The organism is Pseudomonas wenzhouensis (assembly GCF_021029445.1).
In the GTDB taxonomy this organism is placed as follows: domain Bacteria; phylum Pseudomonadota; class Gammaproteobacteria; order Pseudomonadales; family Pseudomonadaceae; genus Aquipseudomonas; species Aquipseudomonas wenzhouensis.
In genome coordinates this window covers 2,639,661-2,654,730 of the sequence record NZ_CP072610.1, presented here as the reverse complement: position 1 = coordinate 2,654,730, position 15,070 = coordinate 2,639,661, and the positions used below count along the sequence as shown (strand labels likewise).

General features: G+C 62.8%; 15 protein-coding genes and 1 pseudogene. 8 read left to right on the top strand and 8 right to left on the bottom strand.

Translation table 11 applies throughout. From position 1 onward, the window contains the following. Positions 1–76: 76 nt before the first annotated feature. Genes ccoP through ccoN form a run of 4 tightly spaced genes read right to left on the bottom strand, consistent with a single transcriptional unit; the run spans position 77 to position 3,232 of the window. Positions 77–1,003 carry a cytochrome-c oxidase, cbb3-type subunit III gene (gene ccoP / locus J7655_RS12145; protein WP_003460988.1) on the bottom strand — a complete coding sequence of 309 codons (927 nt, stop codon included), beginning with the start codon at positions 1,001–1,003 and terminating at the stop codon, positions 77–79. After that, on the bottom strand, positions 1,000–1,179 hold the full coding sequence (locus J7655_RS12140; RefSeq protein ID WP_092375032.1) for a cbb3-type cytochrome oxidase subunit 3: 180 nt from the start codon (positions 1,177–1,179) through the stop codon (positions 1,000–1,002). Before J7655_RS12140 ends, ccoP begins: the two co-directional genes overlap by 4 nt. Positions 1,180–1,184: 5 nt before the next feature. Then, positions 1,185–1,793 carry a cytochrome-c oxidase, cbb3-type subunit II gene (gene ccoO, locus J7655_RS12135; RefSeq protein WP_230924666.1) on the bottom strand — a complete coding sequence of 203 codons (609 nt, stop codon included), beginning with the start codon at positions 1,791–1,793 and terminating at the stop codon, positions 1,185–1,187. After that, positions 1,793–3,232: a cytochrome-c oxidase, cbb3-type subunit I gene (ccoN, locus tag J7655_RS12130; RefSeq protein ID WP_230924665.1), complete on the bottom strand. Its 1,440-nt coding sequence runs from the start codon at positions 3,230–3,232 to the stop codon at positions 1,793–1,795. The genes ccoO and ccoN overlap by 1 nt, the downstream gene beginning before the upstream one ends. Positions 3,233–3,333: 101 nt before the next feature. Here ccoN and J7655_RS12125 point away from each other — a divergent pair, with 101 nt between their 5' ends. The 5 genes and pseudogenes from J7655_RS12125 to J7655_RS21075 all read left to right on the top strand — a co-directional run bounded on the left by J7655_RS12125 (position 3,334) and on the right by J7655_RS21075 (position 7,459). Further along, a complete protein-coding gene (locus J7655_RS12125; RefSeq protein ID WP_230924664.1) occupies positions 3,334–4,020 on the top strand; it encodes an alpha/beta family hydrolase in 687 nt (228 codons plus the stop codon). 282 nt (positions 4,021–4,302) lie between these two features. Beyond that, complete coding sequence (locus J7655_RS12120) at positions 4,303–5,712, top strand: circularly permuted type 2 ATP-grasp protein (RefSeq protein ID WP_230924663.1); 1,410 nt, start codon at positions 4,303–4,305, stop codon at positions 5,710–5,712. 3 nt (positions 5,713–5,715) lie between these two features. Next, positions 5,716–6,666: an alpha-E domain-containing protein gene (locus tag J7655_RS12115; RefSeq protein WP_230924662.1), complete on the top strand. Its 951-nt coding sequence runs from the start codon at positions 5,716–5,718 to the stop codon at positions 6,664–6,666. Next, a pseudogene (locus tag J7655_RS21080) lies at positions 6,663–6,838 on the top strand (transglutaminase N-terminal domain-containing protein); the annotation flags it as partial. The gene J7655_RS12115 and the pseudogene J7655_RS21080, both read left to right, overlap by 4 nt. Positions 6,839–7,048: 210 nt before the next feature. Continuing rightward, positions 7,049–7,459, top strand: coding sequence for a transglutaminase-like domain-containing protein (locus J7655_RS21075; RefSeq protein ID WP_420850946.1), 411 nt, complete (start codon positions 7,049–7,051; stop codon positions 7,457–7,459). Positions 7,460–7,548: 89 nt separating this feature from the next. Here the strand turns inward: J7655_RS21075 and J7655_RS12105 are convergent, their stop codons facing one another. Together J7655_RS12105 and J7655_RS12100 are read right to left on the bottom strand one after the other, a co-directional pair. Next, the gene (locus J7655_RS12105; RefSeq protein WP_230924661.1) at positions 7,549–8,355 is read right to left on the bottom strand and encodes a c-type cytochrome; all 807 of its coding nucleotides are present in this window, start codon (positions 8,353–8,355) and stop codon (positions 7,549–7,551) included. After that, complete coding sequence (locus tag J7655_RS12100; RefSeq protein ID WP_230924660.1) at positions 8,355–8,711, bottom strand: rhodanese-like domain-containing protein; 357 nt, start codon at positions 8,709–8,711, stop codon at positions 8,355–8,357. Before J7655_RS12100 ends, J7655_RS12105 begins: the two co-directional genes overlap by 1 nt. A 692-nt stretch (positions 8,712–9,403) precedes the next feature. Between J7655_RS12100 and J7655_RS12095 the strand changes: the two genes are divergently transcribed. Further along, positions 9,404–10,609, top strand: coding sequence for an acetyl-CoA C-acetyltransferase (locus J7655_RS12095; protein WP_230924659.1), 1,206 nt, complete (start codon positions 9,404–9,406; stop codon positions 10,607–10,609). A 90-nt stretch (positions 10,610–10,699) separates the two neighbouring features. Further along, entirely contained in the window at positions 10,700–12,844 is a 2,145-nt protein-coding gene (locus J7655_RS12090; protein ID WP_230924658.1) for a 3-hydroxyacyl-CoA dehydrogenase NAD-binding domain-containing protein, read from the top strand. A 173-nt stretch (positions 12,845–13,017) separates the two neighbouring features. On the opposite strand, the gene J7655_RS12085 is transcribed toward J7655_RS12090, so the two are convergent. Further along, positions 13,018–13,284, bottom strand: coding sequence for a PepSY domain-containing protein (locus J7655_RS12085; protein ID WP_230924657.1), 267 nt, complete (start codon positions 13,282–13,284; stop codon positions 13,018–13,020). Positions 13,285–13,538: 254 nt separating this feature from the next. Here J7655_RS12085 and J7655_RS12080 point away from each other — a divergent pair, with 254 nt between their 5' ends. Then, entirely contained in the window at positions 13,539–14,264 is a 726-nt protein-coding gene (locus tag J7655_RS12080) for an amidotransferase (protein WP_230924656.1), read from the top strand. A 76-nt stretch (positions 14,265–14,340) separates the two neighbouring features. On the opposite strand, the gene J7655_RS12075 is transcribed toward J7655_RS12080, so the two are convergent. Continuing rightward, positions 14,341–15,063 carry a lysophospholipid acyltransferase family protein gene (locus J7655_RS12075; RefSeq protein WP_230924655.1) on the bottom strand — a complete coding sequence of 241 codons (723 nt, stop codon included), beginning with the start codon at positions 15,061–15,063 and terminating at the stop codon, positions 14,341–14,343. Positions 15,064–15,070 lie beyond the last annotated feature (7 nt).

Here is a 15,070-nt window from a genome sequence, read left to right as displayed (position 1 = left end):
AGGTGCGACACTGGGTCGCACACTTATATAAGGAGGGAGCCGGCGACCTTGCTGCGGTCGCCGGTAAAGCTGTGGATTACTTGTCTTCGCCCTGGCTCAGCTTGAGCACGTAAGCAGCCAGCAGGTGAGCCTTGTCGTTACCGAGAAAATCACCCTGAGCCGGCATGTTGCCGCTGCGACCATAGCGAATGGTCTGTTGCAGTTGGGCGAAGCTGCTGCCGTAGATGAACGCGCTGGGTTGGGTCAGGTCCGGCGCGCCCATCATCGGCATGCCGGTGCCGGCAGGGGTATGGCAGGCGGCGCAGAGGGTGGAGAAGATCTGCTTGCCGGCGGCGATGTCCGCTTCCGTGCCCTCGGGCAGCTCACGACCACCCAGTTCGGTGAGCACGTAGGCTGCGACGTTACGCACGCCATCTTCGCCGATCATCGGGCCTTGTGCCGGCATTACGCCCATGCGGCCATGCATGATGGAGGCTTTGATGGTTTCCGGCTCACCGCCCCAGCGCCAGCTGTTGTCCGTCAGGTTGGGGAAGCCGTAGCTGCCCTTGGCATCCGAGCCATGGCACACCGAGCAGTTGGAGGCGAACAGGCGACCGCCCATTTTCAGCGCGCGCTCGTCCTTGGCCACTTCCTCGATGGGCATGGCGGCATATTTAGCGAAAATCGGGCCGTACAGCTCATCGGCGCGATCCATTTCGCGCTGCCACTGGTTGACCTGGGTCCAGCCATCCTCGTAGCCCGGCAGCAGGCCCTTGAAGTTACCCAGGCCCGGATACAGCAGCAGGTAAGCCACGGAAAACACCAGGGTGCCGACGAACAACATGAACCACCACTTGGGCAGCGGGTTGTCGTACTCCTCGATGCCATCGAAAGAGTGACCCATGGTCTGCTCGGTGGGGTTCTTGTGAACTTCGCCCTTGCGGGTGGCGAAAATCAGCCAGAACAGCGCAACCAGCGAACCAACGGTCAGCAGGGTGATGTACCAACTCCAGAAGGTGGTCATGCTTGGGTCCTCGAAACGGCGGGCTTGGACTCATCGGCGAAGGGCAGGTTGGCGGCCTCGGCGAAGGCGTCGCGGCGCTTGCCGCTATAAGCCCAGAGGGTAACAGCGGTGAAGGCGATCAGAACCAGTGCGCTGCCCAGACCGCGCAGGGTGCCGATATCGATAAGCTCGAACATGTCGCTCACCTCTTGTTCTTCACGGCGGTGCCAAGCACCTGCAGGTAGGCGACCAGAGCATCCATCTCGCTCTTGCCCTTGACCGCATCGCTGGCGCCGGCGATGTCTTCTTCGCTGTAGGGCACGCCCAATGTGCGCAAGGCGCCCATCTTCTTGGCCGTGTCCTTGCCATCGAGGCTCTGTTCGACCAGCCAGGGGTAGGCGGGCATGATCGACTCCGGCACGACGTTGCGCGGGTTGTACAGGTGGGCGCGATGCCACTCGTCCGAGTAGCGACCGCCGACGCGGGCCAGGTCCGGGCCGGTACGCTTGGAGCCCCACAGGAAGGGGTGATCCCAGACGCTTTCGCCGGCGACGGAGTAGTGACCGTAGCGCTCGGTCTCGGCGCGGAACGGGCGGATCATCTGCGAGTGGCAGCCGACGCAGCCCTCGCGGATGTAAATGTCGCGGCCTTCCAGTTGCAGCGCGGTGTAGGGCTTGAGACCATCAACCGGCTCGTTGGTGACGTCCTGGAAGAACAGCGGGACGATCTGCGTCAGGCCGCCGATGCTGACCGCCAGGATCATCACCAGGGCCATCAGGCCGATGTTCTTCTCGAGAATCTCGTGTTTCATCAGTGGGCTCCTTCTACCGAGAACTGCGCAGCGGCTTCCATCTCGGTGGATTTCGCGCTACGTACGGTCAGCCAGACGTTCCAGGCCATCAGCAGCATGCCGGCGAAGAAGATGGCGCCACCGATCACCCGTACCACGAAGCCGACATGGCTGGCTTCCAGCGCTTCGACGAAGGAGTAGGTGAGGGTGCCGTCTTCGTTGACTGCACGCCACATCAGGCCCTGCGTGATGCCGTTGACCCACATCGAGGCGATGTACAGCACGGTGCCGATGGTGGCCAGCCAGAAATGGCTGTTGATCAGGCCCAGGCTGTGCATCTGCTCGCGGCCGAACACCTTGGGAATCAGGTGATACAGCGAGCCGATCGACACCATGGCGACCCAGCCGAGGGCGCCGGCATGTACGTGGCCGATGGTCCAGTCGGTGTAGTGGGACAGGGCGTTGACGGTCTTGATCGCCATCATCGGGCCTTCGAAGGTCGACATGCCGTAGAACGCCAGTGATACCACGAGGAAGCGCAGGATCGGGTCGGTGCGCAGTTTGTGCCAGGCACCGGAGAGGGTCATCATGCCGTTGATCATGCCGCCCCAGCTGGGCGCCAGGAGGATCAGCGACATCACCATGCCCAGGCTCTGCGCCCAATCCGGCAGGGCGGTGTAGTGCAGGTGGTGCGGGCCGGCCCAGATGTACACCGCGATCAGCGCCCAGAAGTGGACGATGGACAGGCGATAGGAGTAGACCGGGCGACCGGCCTGCTTGGGCACGAAGTAATACATCATCCCCAGGAAACCGGCGGTGAGGAAGAAGCCCACGGCGTTGTGGCCGTACCACCACTGGATCATCGCATCGGTGGCGCCGGCATACAGCGAGTAGGACTTGGTCAGGGTGACCGGAATTTCCAGGTTGTTGACCACATGCAGGATGGCCACGGTGAGGATGAACCCGCCGAAGAACCAGTTACCCACATAGATGTGGCTGACCTTGCGCTGCATCACCGTGCCGAAGAAAACGATGGCATAGGACACCCAGACGATGGTGATCAGGATATCGATCGGCCATTCCAGTTCGGCGTATTCCTTGGAGCTGGTCCAGCCCAGCGGCAGGCTGATGGCTGCGAGTACGATCACCAGTTGCCAACCCCAGAAGGTGAAGGCCGCCAGCTTCGGAGCGAACAGCGTGGTCTGACTGGTGCGTTGCACCGCGTAGTAACTGGTAGCGAACAGGGCGCAGCCACCGAAAGCGAAGATCACCGCATTGGTATGTAGCGGGCGCAGACGGCCGAAGCTGGTCCACGGCAGGTTGAAGTTAAGTTCGGGCCAGGCCAGCTGGGCAGCGATGAATACGCCGAGTCCCATGCCGACGATGCCCCAAACCACCGTCATAATGGCGAACTGGCGAACCACCCTGTAGTTGTAGGCGGAACGGGTTGTTGTGTTCATGTCTGGGCTTCCATCCACGGTTATGGCAGAGCGGCCGATATCCGTGGCACCCCCAGGCATGAGCAGGCCACGAACACCACAGATATCGACGCGAGGCAAGCATGAGCAAAGGGCCATCTGGGTTTATTGACGCCGGTCAATGTGAGCGGGGACTACCCTGGCTGTGGGACGAACCGCCGCAGGGGGCGTTCAGTACGCTGATCCTGGCCCATGGCGCGGGTGCGCCGATGGACAGCCCGTTCATGCAGTACATGGCTCAAGGTCTTGCCGCGCGCGGCGTGCGCGTGGTGCGCTTCGAGTTCGCCTACATGGCGCAGCGCCGGCTGGATGGGCGCAAGCGACCGCCCAATGTGCAGGCGCAACTGCTGCAGCAATGGCGTGAGGTGCATGGGCTGGTGCGGCAGCAGGTCACAGGGCCGCTGGCCATGGGAGGCAAGTCCATGGGCGGACGTATGGCCAGCTTGCTGGCTGACGAGCTGGACGTCTGCGCCCTGGTTTGCTTCGGTTATCCCTTCTACGCCGCCGGCAAGCCCGAGAAGCCGCGCGTTGCTCATCTTGCCGAGCTGCGCAGGCCCACGCTGATCATCCAGGGTGAGCGCGATGCCCTGGGCAATCGCGAGACGGTTGCCGGCTATGACCTGGCACCTGCCATCGAGCTGCACTGGTTACCGGCAGCCGATCACGATCTCAAACCGCTCAAGGTCTCGGGGTTTACCCATGAGCAGCATCTGCAGCACGCCATCGAACGTACGGTCGACTTTCTGCTTGCCTCGTGGCGAACGCCCTGAGACTTGCATGAGCCGGTAATGCGCAAGCGGTTGCACTCGACCGGACAGTCACGCACTGTGGCCTTCGATGGTCAGCGTTAGGGGGGGCGGCACCCGCGTACAGAGGCTGCGGATGTGACGTGCCACGCAATGGGACGTGGCATCAGAAGCGGGTCACTGCACTGCACGATATTGGTGCGCTTGTTTTATGTTCGTTAGCTAAGTGGTTGATTTTAATGGTTTAGATAGGCTGGCTCGCAGCTTGCAGTGGATGCTGCAAGTCCGGGTGACAAGGAGTACGGCATGGCCCGCACCTTTTATGACGAGATGTACGACGCGAGCGGCGCTGTCCGCCCGCACTACTGCGAATTTGCCCGCTGGTTGGCAGACACGCCGGATGATCTGCTGGCCCAGCGCCGACGAGAAGCCGACCTTCTGTTCCACCGTGCCGGTATCACCTTCACCCTCTATGGGGATGATCAGGGCACCGAGCGCCTGATCCCCTTCGACATCATTCCCCGCTCCATCCCTGCCAGCGAATGGCGCGTCGTCGAACGCGGCTGTATCCAGCGCGTACAGGCGCTCAACCTGTTCCTTGCCGATCTTTACCATGACCAGCGCATCATCAAGGCGGGGATCATCCCGGCCGAGCAGGTGCTGGCCAACGAGGGCTACCAGATGGCCATGCAGGGCCTCGACCTGCACCGCGATATCTACGCGCACATCGCCGGGGTCGACCTAGTGCGTGACGGTGATGGCAGTTACTACGTGCTCGAAGACAACTTGCGCACCCCCAGCGGCGTCAGCTACATGCTCGAAGACCGCAAGATGATGATGCGCCTGTTCCCCGAGCTGTTCGCCGCGCAGCGCGTGGCGCCGGTGGATCACTACCCGAACCTGTTGCTCGACGCGCTGAAGAGTTCCAGCCCGCTGGACAATCCCACGGTGGTGGTACTGACCCCAGGGCGCTTCAACAGCGCCTACTTCGAACACGCCTTCCTCGCCCGCGAGATGGGCGTGGAGCTGGTAGAGGGCGCTGACCTGTTCGTGCGTGATGACAAGGTCTACATGCGCACCACCGCCGGTGCGCGGCAGGTGGACGTGATCTACCGCCGCCTCGATGATGCCTTCCTCGATCCGCTGGCCTTCAACCCTGATTCGATGCTCGGCGTGCCTGGCCTGCTCTCGGCCTACCGCTCACGCAACGTGGTGCTGGCCAACGCCATTGGTACTGGCGTGGCCGACGACAAGTCGATCTACCCCTATGTCGGCGACATGATCCGCTTCTACCTCGACGAGGAGCCGATCCTCAAGAACGTACCTACCTGGCAGTGCCGCAAGCCGGAGGAGTTGTCCCATGTGCTGGCCAACCTGTCCGAACTGGTGGTCAAGGAAACCCAGGGTTCCGGCGGCTACGGCATGTTGGTCGGCCCGGCGGCGAGCAAGGCCGAGATCGAGAACTTCCGTGCGCGGCTGATCGCCAAGCCGGAGGCTTACATCGCCCAGCCGACGCTGTGCCTGTCGACCTGCCCGACCTTCGTCGAGCGCGGCATCGCCCCACGCCATATCGACCTGCGCCCGTTCGTCCTGACCGGTCGCGAAACCCGCCTGGTGCCCGGCGGCCTCACGCGCGTGGCACTGCGCGAAGGCTCGCTGGTGGTCAACTCGTCGCAAGGCGGCGGAACCAAGGACACCTGGGTGGTGGAGGACTGAACCATGTTGAGTAGAACTGCCTCCGACCTGTACTGGATGTCGCGCTACCTAGAGCGTGCCGAGAATCTGGCGCGCATGCTCGACGTCAGCTATTCGCTTTCGCTGATGCCGCAGGACGGCCGTGGTGACGGCCTCGATGAACTGGCCATGCCGCTGCTGATCACCGGCACCCTGGATGACTACCTGGAGCGCCACGGCCCGCTGCACGCCGAGCGCATGCTGCACTTCTTCGCCCTCGATGCGAGCAACCCGGGCAGCATCTACTGTTGCCTGCAGGCCGCGCGCAGCAACGCCCATGCCGTGCGCGGGCGGATCACTGCCGACATGTGGGAGAACATCAACGCCACCTGGCTGGAGATGCGCGGTATCGCCGAGCAGGGCCTGGGGCGCTACGGCATCAGCCGCTTCTGCGAGTGGGTCAAGGAGCGTTCACACCTGTTTCTTGGCGCCACCTTCGGCACCATCATGCGCGGCGAAGCCTATCGCTTCATTCGCCTGGGCACCTTCATCGAGCGCGCCGACAACACCCTGCGCCTGCTCGATGCGCGCTACGAAATGCTCGGCGAAGAGATCGACGAGCTGGAAGAGCGCACCGCCCGCAGCTATTACCAATGGAGTGCTTTGCTGCGTGCGTTGTCCTCGTTCGAGGCGTTTGCCGAGATTTATCGAGGCTCGCCACGCACGCGCAAAGTGGCCGAGTTGCTCTTGTTGCGCCCGGAAGTGCCGCGTTCACTGCGTGCCTGCATGGAAGAACTGAACCTGATGCTCGCCGGCCTACCCGGCGAGAACGGTCGTCCGGCACAGCGCCTGGCCGCCGAACTGGATGCGCGGTTGCGCTACACCAGCATCGACGAATTGCTCGATGAAGGCCTGCACGCCTGGCTTACCGACTTCATCCTGCTGGTGCGCCAGCTGGGCAACACCATCCACACGTCCTACTTGGAGGTCGCATGAGACTCTCGATCAGCCATGACACCACCTACCATTACGACGATCAGGTGCGCGCGAGCATCCAGTACCTGCGCCTGACCCGCATGACAGCGAACGCCAACAGGTGCTCAGCTGGCAGCTCGACCTGCCACGTCCGGTACACGCCCAGCTCGACCCTTACGGCAACATCCTCCATGTGCTGACCCTGGACGAGCCGCACGAGTCCATCATCATCGGTGCACGTGGCCAGGTGGAGATCGATGAAACCTGTGAAGCCGAGCATGAGTGCCAGTCGGCGTTGCCGTTCCTGCGTTTCACCCGCCTGACTCAGGCCGACGACGCCATCCGCGAGTTCGCCGCGCAGCAGAGCAAGGCACGCACGGATCGCAACGGTTTGATCGACCTGATGCACGCGCTCAATGCGCACATCGCCTACCAGCCCGGTATCACTGCAGTGGACACCAGCGCCGCCGAGGTCTTCGCTGGCCGCCGTGGCGTCTGCCAGGATCACACCCATGCCTTTCTCGCCTGCGTGCGCAGCCTCGGCGTGCCGGCGCGTTACGTGTCGGGCTACCTCTACACCGATGATGCCGAGCACCTGGCCAGCCACGCCTGGGCCGAGGCCTGGGTCGGCGATGCCTGGTACAGCTTCGACGTGACCAACTGCCTGGCGCGCCCGGAGCGTCACCTCAAGCTGGCGGTGGGGCTGGATTATCTTGATGCCTGCCCGGTACGCGGCATGCGTCGAGGCGGTGGTGGTGAGCAGATGCATGCGCAGGTGCAGGTCGCGCCGCTCTTGCAGGTGCGTCAGCAGTGATGTGCCAAGAGGCGCCATAAGCCTTTTGTAGGGTGCGCCGTGCGCACCTCGGGTGGCCAGTCAGCACTGCGCTCCCCGCCCGAACCCTTCTACAGGTTCGTGTTGCGCTTGCGTTGGGCCATGTGACCCAGATAAGCGATTAATCGCTCCAGTTCCGCCTGTGGCAAGATTGACTCGTCAAACCCCGGCATGCGCCCCTGCGGCCAGCGCCGCAGGCTCTGCGGGTCACGAATGTACTGGCGCAGGAAGTCGCCGCTGAAGTACTCGGTGGGGTTGTGCGGGATATTCAGATCCGGGCCGAACTCGGAGTCTCCTGCGCCATTGAGCCGATGGCAGGCCATGCAGTTCTTCTGATAGACAGCGAAACCGGCACGGACTTCGGCGCTGGCGTCTGCTGCCGGCAGCAGGGCGGGGAAGCGCTGCTCGACCGGCGCCAGTTGGCGAATCCGGGCGATCTGGAATGGCCACTGCTCCGGGCCGATCTGGCTGGCGACCGGATCGGTCCAGACCAGGTAGAAGGGCCCGGCGCTGGGCTTGCCCTTGGCCAGTGGTGGCCAAGGGTGTTGCGGGTCTTCGATGGCCAGCCAGGCCTTGGCGCCCTCGCGCGCCAGCAGGGTGGCGGCTGGCAGTTCGGCGGCAAAGCCGTCGAGTGCTACTGCCTGAAGATGATCGCCGGGGCTGATGCCCTCCAACAGTGCGCTCAATGGCACGGCGCGATAGCGCATGGGGCGTTTGTAGCTGACGTCATCGATGATTTCTATATCGCGCGCCTGTGGATGCGTCAGCAGCTCGCTGCTGCTCCAGACGTGCCATTCGTTCGCAAGCTGCACCTCGAACTGGGCAGCCTGCAACGAGCCGGCGAGCAGGGTCAGGGCCAGCAGTAGGGCCTGTTTCATCAGGGTTTATCCAGTAGGGGCCGCAGTTCGTCATAGGCGCCGGCATTGAGCACCTGGCTGTAGCCCATTGCTTCCAGGCTTTGCTGTGCCAGTGCCGAACGCCGCCCGCTACGGCAATAGAGAATCAGTGGGCGATCCTTGTCAGGGGCGATGCGGCTGATCTGGGTGGCGATGTCGTCGTGGCCGATACGAATCGCGCCGGGCAGTGCGCCTTCTGCAAATTCTTCGGCGCTGCGGACATCGATCAACAGGCTGTCGCCGCGTTGCAGGCTGGAAAGGGCGGCGGCCTGATCGTATTCGCCCGCTTGCGCAGTGAGCAGAGCGAACAGGCCGGCGATCAGGATGAACAGGCGCATGGCGGGCTCCAGTGACAAGCGAGGGTCGAGGCATGATCCCTTGCGCCGCTGCTGAAGTCCAGATCCGCCCAGTCGGTGGAGCCGTGCGGGCTGCCCGTCCTGCGCTGATCGCGCCACGGCGTCTGCGCAGGTTCGGGAGCGTTCGAGGGTCAACTGACCAGACGGGTCAGGTTGGGAAGGATCAGGATCACCGCCGTGGCGAACAGAATGACGCCAGCCTGGCGGTATTTCGGCTGCTTGAACATGGCCGCGTGCCTTTTGTTGTTATCGGGTGGTGGAGTGCCGGCCAAAGAGGCTGACTGCCGCACCACACCCGGGCATGGTTCTGACTCACCGTCCCGGCATGACCCGGCGACGGTTTCCGGCACCCGTTTCCTGCTGGGTGTACAAGCAACTCTAGGGGCGGAGTCAGCCATGCCTTAGATCACTTGCTTCCTAAGCCTTGGCTTCTAGAAAGCCTGAGCTATGCCGACGTTTGTCCGCAATGCCGTAGACCTTGAAGCAGACGGCTTGCTGGCCTGCCTGCCAGGCAATCGAGTAAACGACCGTTCGTCTGAGCTCAGTGGTCAATGGTGCTGAGCGCTTAGGTCATTGAGCCCAGATGCCCCGGCGTTAAGGTAGGCAAGTCGCAACAAGAACCCGCGCGGTGGCCGTATTTTGTCGCCAGCGCTGCACCAGCTCTCGAGGACGCCATGACCGAAGCCTATATTTTCGATGCACTGCGTACGCCCCGTGGCAAGGGCAAGAAGGATGGCGCGTTGTACAGCGTCAAGCCCGTCCAGCTAGTCGCCGGCCTGCTCAATGCCCTGCAAGCCCGCAACGGCCTGGATACCAGCCAGGTGGACGACATCGTCCTCGGTTGCGTGACACCGGTGGGCGATCAGGGCGCTGATATCGCCAAGACGGCCGCCATGGTCGCCGACTGGGACGTCAGCGTCGCCGGCGTGCAGCTCAACCGCTTCTGCGCTTCGGGCCTGGAGGCGGTGAACCTGGGCGCGATGAAGGTGCGCTCCGGTTTCGAGGATCTGGTGGTAGTCGGTGGTGTGGAATCCATGTCGCGCGTGCCCATGGGCTCCGACGGGGGGGCCTGGGTCATGGACCCTGAAACCAACATGCACAGCAATTTCGTACCTCAGGGCATCGGCGCCGATCTGATCGCCACCCTGGAGGGCTTCAGCCGCACGGATGTCGATGCCTTCGCCCTGCGCTCGCAGCACAAGGCGGCACGCGCCAGTGCCGATGGATCGTTCGCCAGGTCGCTGATTCCGGTGACCGACCAGAACGGCATCGTGCTGCTCGACCATGATGAGTTCATCCGTGCTGATTCGACCCTGGAAGGCCTCGGCAAGCTCAAGCCGAGCTTCGAGATGATGGGGCAGATGGGCTTCGACGCCACCGCGCTGCGCGTCTACAGCCACGTCGAACGGATCGAGCACGTGCACACGCCCGGCAACAGTTCTGGCATCGTCGACGGCGCAGCGCTGATGCTGATCGGTTCCGCAGCCAAGGGCAGAGAGCTGGGCCTGAAGCCGCGCGCGCGCATCGTCGCCACGGCGGTGACCAGCACCGACCCGACCATCATGCTCACCGGCCCGGCGCCGGCCACGCGCAAGGCACTGGCCAAGGCGGGACTCTCCATCGACGACATCGACCTGTTCGAGGTCAACGAGGCTTTTGCCTCCGTTGTCATGAAGTTCATGAAGGACATGGGCGTGAGCGAGGACAAGGTCAACGTCAACGGCGGTTCCATCGCCATGGGCCACCCGCTGGGCGCCACCGGCTGCGCAATCCTCGGCACGCTGCTCGACGAGCTGGAGAAACGCCAGTTGCGCTATGGCCTTGCCACCCTCTGCGTGGGCGGCGGCATGGGCATCGCCACCATCATCGAACGAATCTGATCGGTAGGGCGGGTGAAACCCGCCATTCGTGTGCTGGCGGGCTGCACCCGCCCTACGCAGCTCCCACAGCTTTGGGAAGAGAATACAAAAATGACTGACGCCATCCGTTACGAAAAAGGCCAGGACAATATCGTCGTCCTGACCATGGACATGCCCGGCCAGAGCGCCAATACCATGAACGCGGTGTACCGCGAGGCCATGGGCCAGATCGTCGACCGCCTGGAAGCGGAAAAGGACTCGATCGCCGGGGTGATCGTCACCTCGGCGAAGAATACCTTCTTCGCTGGCGGCGACCTCAATGAACTGATCAAGGTCACCCAGGCTGAGGCCCAGGGCTTCTACGAGATGATCCTGAGAATCAAGGGCCAACTGCGCCGCCTGGAAACCCTCGGCAAGCCGGTGGTGGCCGCCATCAACGGCGCAGCGCTGGGCGGCGGCTGGGAAATCGCCTTGGCCTGCCACCACCGCATCGCGCTGAACGAGAGCCACGTCCAGCTCGGCCTGCCGGAGGTCACCCTCGGCCTGCTGCCGGGCGGCGGTGGGGTAGTGCGCATGGTGCGCCTGCTTGGCCTGGAAAAGGCGTTGCCGTACCTGGCCGAGGGTAAGAAGGTACGCCCGGATGCTGCGCTCAAGGCCGGCCTGATCCACGATCTGGCCAGCGACCGTGACGAGATGCTGGCCAAGGCCCGCGCCTGGATCGCCGCCAACCCGGCGGCCAAGCAGCCGTGGGACGTGCAGGGCTACAAGATTCCCGGCGGCACGCCCAGCTCGCCGAACGTGGCGCAGATGCTGGCCATCGCCCCGAGCGTGCTGCGCGACAAGACCAAGGGCTGCTTCCCGGCGCCGGAGAAGATCATGTGCGCGGCCGTAGAAGGCGCGCAGGTCGATTTCGACACCGCGCAGATCATCGAGGCGCGCTACTTCACCGAGCTGACCTGCGGTCAGGTGGCGAAGAACATGATCGGCACCTTCTGGTTCCAACTGAACGAGATCAACGCCGGCGGCTCGCGCCCACAGGGCTATCCGAAAACCCAGACGAAAAAGGTCGGCGTGCTTGGTGCCGGCATGATGGGCGCCGGCATTGCCTACGTGTCAGCGGCCGCTGGTATCGAGGTGGTACTCAAGGATGTGTCCCTCGACGCGGCGGAGAAGGGCAAGGCCTACTCGGCCAAGCTGCTCGACAAGAAAGTCGGCAAGGGCCACATGACGGCCGATCAACGCGAGTCTTTCCTCGCGCTGATCAAAGCGACCGACAGCGAGGCGGATTTTGCCGGCTGCGACCTGATCATCGAAGCCGTGTTCGAGGATCGTGCGCTCAAGGGCAAGGTCACCGCTGCCGCCGAGGCCGCTGCGCTGAGCGACGCGGTGATCGCCTCCAACACCTCGACGCTGCCGATCTCCGGCCTGGCGACTGCCGTGGCCAAACCGGAGAAATTCATCGGCCTGCATTTCTTCAGCCCGGTGGACAAGATGCCGCTGGTGGAGATCATCCGCGGCGAGAAGACCAGTGACGAGACGCTGGCGCGTGGCTTCGACTACGTCATGCAGATCAAGAAGACCCCCATCGTGGTCAACGACAGCCGCGGCTTCTTCACCTCGCGGGTATTCGGCACCTTCACCAATGAGGGCCTGGCCATGCTCGGTGAAGGCGTCAGCGCGGCGATGATCGAGAACGAAGCGCGCAAGGCCGGCATGCCGGTCGGCCCGCTGGCGATCAGCGACGAAGTGTCGATGAGCCTGATGAATCACATCCGCCAGCAGACCATCAAGGATCTGGCGGCCGAGGGCAAATCCATCCCCGAGCACCCGGCCTTTGCCGTGATCGATCTGATGCTCAATGAGTACAAGCGTCCGGGCAAGGCGGCCGGGAGTGGTTTCTACGATTACCCGGCGGGTGGCAAGAAGCACCTGTGGCCCGAGCTCAAGGCGCGCTTCGAGAAAGCCGATGCGCAGATTTCGCAGGAGGACGTGCGCGACCGCATCCTGTTCATCCAGGCCATCGAGACGGTGCGCTGCGTGGAAGAGGGCGTACTCAAGTCGGTGGCCGACGCCAATATCGGCTCGATCTTCGGCATAGGCTTCGCCGCCTGGACTGGTGGTGCGCTGCAGTTCATCAACCAGTACGGCGTGAAGGACTTCGTCGCCCGTGCGCAGTACCTGGCCGAGCAGTATGGTGAGCGCTTCCTGCCTCCAGCCCTGTTGCTGGAAAAGGCCGCCAGGGGCGAGATGTTCTAACACTGCCGGCCAGTAATGGGGGCGCTGAACTTGTAGGCGCGGCGCCCCGCCGCGAACCTGGGTGACGGTGGCTCGCAACGCTTCGTCCCGGGGCGGGACTCCTGCCAAAGACAGTTTGGCCCTGTATCGGCTTGAAACTAGCCCGGCTGGGCTAGTTTCCTTAGCGCTGTGAATCAGTCTTCCAACTGTTCGCGGATCACCTGGCCGCTCTTGCCGTCGATGCGAAACTCGTAGAGGCGGCCGTCCTGTTTCAAACCTTCGCCTTCCCAGTAGCCATCATGGTCGGCTTCGATCTTGTGCAGTTCGGTATAGCCGGCTGCGCGTGCCTTGTTCAGGGCATCCTCGATGCTGATCCAGTCGCTGCCGGGGCGATCCGCCAGGGCGTTACCGGCCAGCAACAGGCTGCCTGTGAGCAGAGTGATCAGTGTGCGTGCGTGCATGCTGTGTTTCCTCTCGGTGTGAATATCCGCAGTTGAGTCTAGACCACCCTGTTGCCAGGTTACCCGCGAGGCATGATCACCACGGAGGCTATTGCAAATTGTCAATTTTAATTGACAATTGTTCGGTGCTTTGCACAGTGCCGGATATCGCCAATCTTCCTGAAAAGTCAGGCGCGGCTATTTCTTTGTGGGGGTTCATGTGTTAAGTAAAACGCACAAATCACCCGCCCTCCGTGTTTGCCACAGGAAACCTCATGTCACTGCGTATCTGCATCCTGGAAACTGACATTCTCCGCCCTGAACTGGTCGATCAGTACCAGGGTTATGGCCATATGTTCGAGCAGTTGTTCGCTCAGCAGCCGGTGGCGGCGCAGTTCAGTGTCTACAACGTGGTGGAGGGGCACTATCCGCCCGATAGTGAGCAATTCGATGCTTATCTGGTGACTGGCAGCAAGGCTGACTCCTTCGGCAGTGAGCCCTGGATTCAAACGCTGAAAGAGTACCTGCTCGAGCGCTATGAACGCGGCGACAAGCTGCTGGGCATCTGTTTTGGTCACCAGCTGCTGGCCTTGCTGCTCGGTGGCAAAGCCGAGCGCGCGGAGCAGGGCTGGGGCGTAGGGGTGCACAGCTATCGCTTGGAGAACAAACCCGAGTGGATGAGTCCGTCGCTGGACGAACTGCAGTTGCTGATCAGCCACCAGGATCAGGTGACCCGTCTGCCGGAAAAGGCCACGCTGCTGGCTACCAGTGACTTCTGCCCGATTGGCGCCTACCACATCGAGGATCAGGTCCTGTGTTTCCAGGGCCACCCGGAATTCGTGCATGACTATTCGCGGGCGTTGCTCGATCTGCGTCAGCAGCATCTTGGCGAGCAGGTCTATCAGCAGGGGGTGGACAGCCTGAAGCATACGCAACAGGGCAAGGCCGTGGCTGAGTGGATGATGCGCTTCGTCGCTCAGGGCAAGGAGACCAAGGCCTGAGCGTTGCCATAGGCATGTAAGGCCCGGAGTACAGCGGTTCCCGGGCCGATGATGCGGTGCGCGGCTTGTCTCTTGTCTAAGACGTCGCCAATTCCAGGTCCATACTGTCGATGCACGCGCTCATGGCCTGTTGGCAACGTTCCATCAGCGCAGGCATATCGTCCAGGCTCAGGCCGGCAGTTGGGATGGCCGGCAGCGAGCGAATCATGATGCTGCCACTGTTCCAGCGGTTCAGGCGCATGGTCTTGGCATAGCTGCTGACGCATACCGGAATAATCGGCACGCCAGCCGTGATCGCCATCTGAAACGCGCCTTTCTTGAACGGCAGCAGGCCTCGGCCAAGGTTCCGCGTGCCTTCCGGGAAGACCCAGATCGACGTGTCGCGATGGCGCAGGGTTTCAGTGGTGGTGAGCATCGCGCGTTTGGCGGTCACTGCGTTGCTGCGGTCGATCAAGACGTTACCGGCCAGCCAGTACAGCTGGCCGAAGAAGGGCACCCACTTGAGACTCTTCTTGCCGATGCTCACGGTGCGCTCCGGTACCACGCGGCCGAGCACGTACAGATCGAAGTTGGACTGGTGGTTGGCGATGATCACACAGGAGCGCTGGTGTTCCAGCAGCGGGCGAACATCGGTCTTCAACTTCAGGCGCAGCAGATACAGGGCCGGCAGCGAATAGAGGCGGGCGCAGAGGCGGCTGTTGTCCGAGTTGAACGGGCGGCACAGGCCGAGCAGCAGACCGAGTATGCCGGCCAGGATGAAATGCACGCCCATCAGCAGCATGCGCAAAACGAAAAGCATTGGGGGG